The organism is Nocardiopsis listeri NBRC 13360 (assembly GCF_001570765.1).
Classification (GTDB): domain Bacteria; phylum Actinomycetota; class Actinomycetes; order Streptosporangiales; family Streptosporangiaceae; genus Nocardiopsis; species Nocardiopsis listeri.
The window spans coordinates 1-3,795 of sequence record NZ_BCSH01000118.1; the positions used below are offsets into that span (position 1 = coordinate 1).

General features: G+C 68.0%; 3 protein-coding genes. 1 reads left to right on the top strand and 2 read right to left on the bottom strand.

Translation table 11 applies throughout. The features are described 5' to 3' along the window. Positions 1-355 precede the first annotated feature (355 nt). On the top strand, positions 356-778 hold the full coding sequence (locus NLI01S_RS24680) for a DUF4229 domain-containing protein (protein ID WP_067609298.1): 423 nt from the start codon (positions 356-358) through the stop codon (positions 776-778). Between the two features lie 63 nt (positions 779-841). Here NLI01S_RS24680 and NLI01S_RS24685 read toward each other — a convergent pair whose 3' ends face one another. Together NLI01S_RS24685 and NLI01S_RS24690 are read right to left on the bottom strand one after the other, a co-directional pair. Further along, positions 842-2,110 (bottom strand): delta-60 repeat domain-containing protein, encoded by a 1,269-nt coding sequence (locus tag NLI01S_RS24685; protein WP_067609301.1) that lies wholly within the window; start codon positions 2,108-2,110, stop codon positions 842-844. A 109-nt stretch (positions 2,111-2,219) separates the two neighbouring features. Continuing rightward, positions 2,220-3,536 carry a DUF6177 family protein gene (locus NLI01S_RS24690; RefSeq protein ID WP_067609304.1) on the bottom strand — a complete coding sequence of 439 codons (1,317 nt, stop codon included), beginning with the start codon at positions 3,534-3,536 and terminating at the stop codon, positions 2,220-2,222. Between the last annotated feature and the right edge of the window lie 259 nt (positions 3,537-3,795).

The following is a 3,795-nucleotide window of genomic DNA, read 5'->3' on the forward strand; positions in this document are numbered from 1 at the left end:
TGTGCACGAGTTGGACCGTTTCCTCCCTAGTTTTCGGAGAAATTACGGCGATCGGGGGATAGCTGGGGGATATGTGATCGGAACGTGATGTTCGGTCCCCGCTGTCGGGATTGGAAACATCCCACGAATACCCGTGTCCGATGCCTTGAGTGCCCCGTCCGGTAGCGACGGAACACACCCGGACCTGGTGCACGATGCCCGAAGCAGGCCCTTAACCTGGGATGAGGGCCCTCTGACCGGGACAACACCCCTTCTGCCGCGCTCGTCCGGCTCGGCCGTACACGCACGTGAACGTACGTGGATGGGTGTGCTGACCAATCTAGTGCAGGTAATCGTCTGTTGTGAGGCTTTTTCGATGCGTAGCTGGTTGACCTATACCGCCGCCCGTGTGGCGCTCTTCGCGGGCGCCTTCGGAGTCGTCTACTTGTTCGGTGCGAGGTCCTGGGTCGCGCTGGTCCTGGCATGGGTGATCAGTGGCCTGGCCTCCTATGTTCTGTTGTCGAAGTGGCGCGACAGTATGTCGAGCTCGGTCGTCGAATGGTCGAAGAAGCGCGAGGAGGAATCGGTGGGCGGCCGTCTGGTCGGGGGCGCCGCGCGCGAGGACGAGATCCAGGACGAGCTCCTGCGGGCGCAGCGGGAACGGGCCTCCGGGAGCGCCGACCCCGACGCGACGGTCGCGGACGAGGACACCACCGACACCGTTGTCGAAGCCGACGCCGGGGCCGAGACCGGCTCTGGGCCCGAGGTCGAGCCCAAGGCGGACAAGCCCGTCAAGTAGTCCCCGACGACGACGGGGCGGTCGCCGCTCCACGCGGCCACCACCCCGATGCGGAATCCGGCCTCAGGAAGCCGGGAACATGCCCAGACGGGCGTGGCGGGCACCTCCCAGCCGCTCGGTGTCGCTGCCCACGTACAGTCCGTCGGAGGTCGCGTGCAGGGCCTCCGCCCCGTGGCCGCGCGCCCGGCCCGGGTTCCACGCCAGTGCGCGCCCGGAGATGGGGTCCACCGCCGCGATCCCCTCGCGCTCCACGGAACCGGGGCCCGGGTTGAGGGCGCCCTCTTCGTTGTCCATCCACCGCTGGTGGCCGCCCACGTAGACCGCGCCGGAGGTGACCTCGACCGAGTAGAGGGAGTCCCCGCCGGTCAGGTTGGTCCAGGTGGGTTCGGCGTTCGCGGTGGAGTCGTTCTCGAACCGGGCGGTGGACTTGCACAATCCCGGTTTGACCCGAGGGCCGCCCGCGGTCACCACGGCGAAGTAGGAACCGTCGGGGGAGAAGTCCATCTGCCGCATGTAGGTGTGCATGCGTTCGTAGTCGCAGGGCGCCTCGTAGGCCGAGGTCGACCATGGGGTGAGGCCGCCGGATCCGGTGTCGATCATGGCGATCTGGTAGCGGTCCTCACCGTCCACCTTGGTGAAGGTCCCGTTGATGGCCAGACGCCGCCCATCGGGGCTCAGGGCCAACTCCTGCACGCGCAGGGTTCCACGCCGCTGTTCGGAGATGGTCGGGGTGAAGTCGGCGTCGAGAGATCCGTCGGTGGCGTCGACACGGGCCAGTCCGGTGCGGCTCTCCCCGTTCACGGCGGAGAAGTTGCCGCCGAGGTAGACGTCGGTGCCGTCGGAGGCGAGCCGGTACACGTTCCCGTCGCCCACCGCGGCGTCGAATTCGTCGACGGTGTCGCCGGCGGTGGTGTCGATCCTGGCCACGCCCCGGCTGCTCTCCCCGTTGACCTGATGGAAGTCTCCGCCGAGGACCACCGTCCCGTCCGGCCCCTCGGCGAGGGAGTTGACGGCCCTGTCCACCGAGGGGGCGAAGTCCTCCAAGATCTCCCCGCTGCCATGACGGAACGCGAACAGATTGCGCCGATCATGTACGCCGTCGCCGCTCGAGTCGGAGACCCGATCGAACTCACCGGCGACCACGACGGTGTCACCGATGCGGAGGATGTCCTTGACCGAGCCGTCCAACACGTGCGGTGTCCAGCCCACGGGGCTTTCGCCGACCACGCCCTCGTGGGGCGCGGCGGCGGCCGGGGCGGTGGTCGCGACACCGAGTGGAAGCAGGAGAAGCGAGCCCACGGTCAGGGCGACGAACGATCGGGCCGATTTCACGGGTTTCTCTCCTTGGGCGGGGGAACGGCTGCGGTGCCCCCATTCTTGCACGAAGTAGCCGAATGACTACGTCTGGTGACTAATCTTCTGTGCGGTCCGTGCCCCCCGGTCACAGCCGGCGAATGCGCGCCGCCATCAGCCGCAGTGCCTGTTCCCGGGTGGCGTCCTTCGGCGCGGCGAACCAGACGGCGTCGCCCACCCGGGCGCCCTTCAGTCGCCCCGAGAGTTCCTCGGCCGCTTCGGCCCGACCCGAACCCACGGCGAATCCCACCGGTTCGGCCAGGCCGTACCAGCGCGGCGCGTAGGTGCAGTCGGCGCGCCCTCGCATCCGCCGCACGTGTAGCACCTCCAGGCCCTCCGCCAGCGAGGCCGCGGCCGAAGGTACGTGGTCGTAGGGGAACGCGTCCGCGCCTTCGTACCCCAACACCAAGGAGACCTCCTCCCGCACGGTCCCCGAGTCGTGGCTCACCCGCAGGTCCCCACAGAATCCGTTCCCCCGGAAACGCACCAACGTGGTGCGTGGTGCCCGATGCCGGACCAGGCGTACCAAACGTTCCCCGTCCCAGGGGGTCAGTGCTGGTTCGTACTGTCCCCACGCGACCGGAAGGGATCCCCGCAATCGCTCCGCCATCAGTTCGACCGACCTGCCCGGAGTGAAATCCGACTCTGGAAACCGCAGGGTGGCTTCGAGGACGAGCTGCCGATCGGTCGGGGAGTCGTCCAGGAACCCCTCGGCCGGCGCGATGTCCCCCACCCGTCGTACGGGCACGTGGCCGTGTTCGGGGTCCCAGCGCAGTGGTAGCCCGGAAATGCCGTCGTAGTGGCCACCGGCCTCGTCGCGCACGACCCAGCGAGCCAGGGGCAGGGTCATCAGGGTGCGCAGCGAGTAGGTCAGGCGGGTGTGTGTCGGGGTCAGTAGTTGGAAGCCGTCACCCCGGGACGCGTGGACGGTCAAGGCGTCGGCGATCCAAGAGGAGTAGGGGACGACCTCGCGATCCTGCGCTACTACGACGGCCCGGCTCGCCGAGTGCTCCACCGTCGGGTGCGGGGTCTCTTCCCAGACCCCGAAGTCGGCAGGTCCCGAAGTCCATACGGCCCCACCCAGCCGCAGCGCCAGTCGGTCCGCGACCCGGTGCGCCACCTCGCGTCCGGCATCGTCCGGACGGGCCCGGAGCTCGACCCACCAGAAGCGCCCGGGTAGCCCTGGCCCGAGGTCAGGACCGAGCAGCCTCTCCACCTCTCCGGGAGCCTCGACCGCCTGGCCGGGCTCCAACGTCAACAGCACCCCGTGGGAATCGCGCAACTGGAGGAGACCACCGCCGGCCAACGCTCCCACCCTCAAGTCGGCACCGGCATCCTCCAACGCCCGGGTGAGTGTCCGGAGGTCCGGATTCTCCGCTACGAGCGCCACCACGTCATAACTCATCCAGGGTCCTTCGGCTCTGCCTGGTCGGGGGATCTGTAGGGAAGGTCATATGAACGGCGCATGTGACTTCTACGTCCACTCTGTCACCAATTGTCGATATAAGTGATGTACAGAGTTTGCAAACCCCCTGAAAACACGGAAAGCAGGTGCGAGGACCGTGAGGTTCGAGCTGGTTCCACCCCTGGACCGGCCGGAGGAGACCGAGAACGTGTCACCTCTCGAAGCGGCTCGCTCCCCGTCACCCGGTGGTGAGATCAGG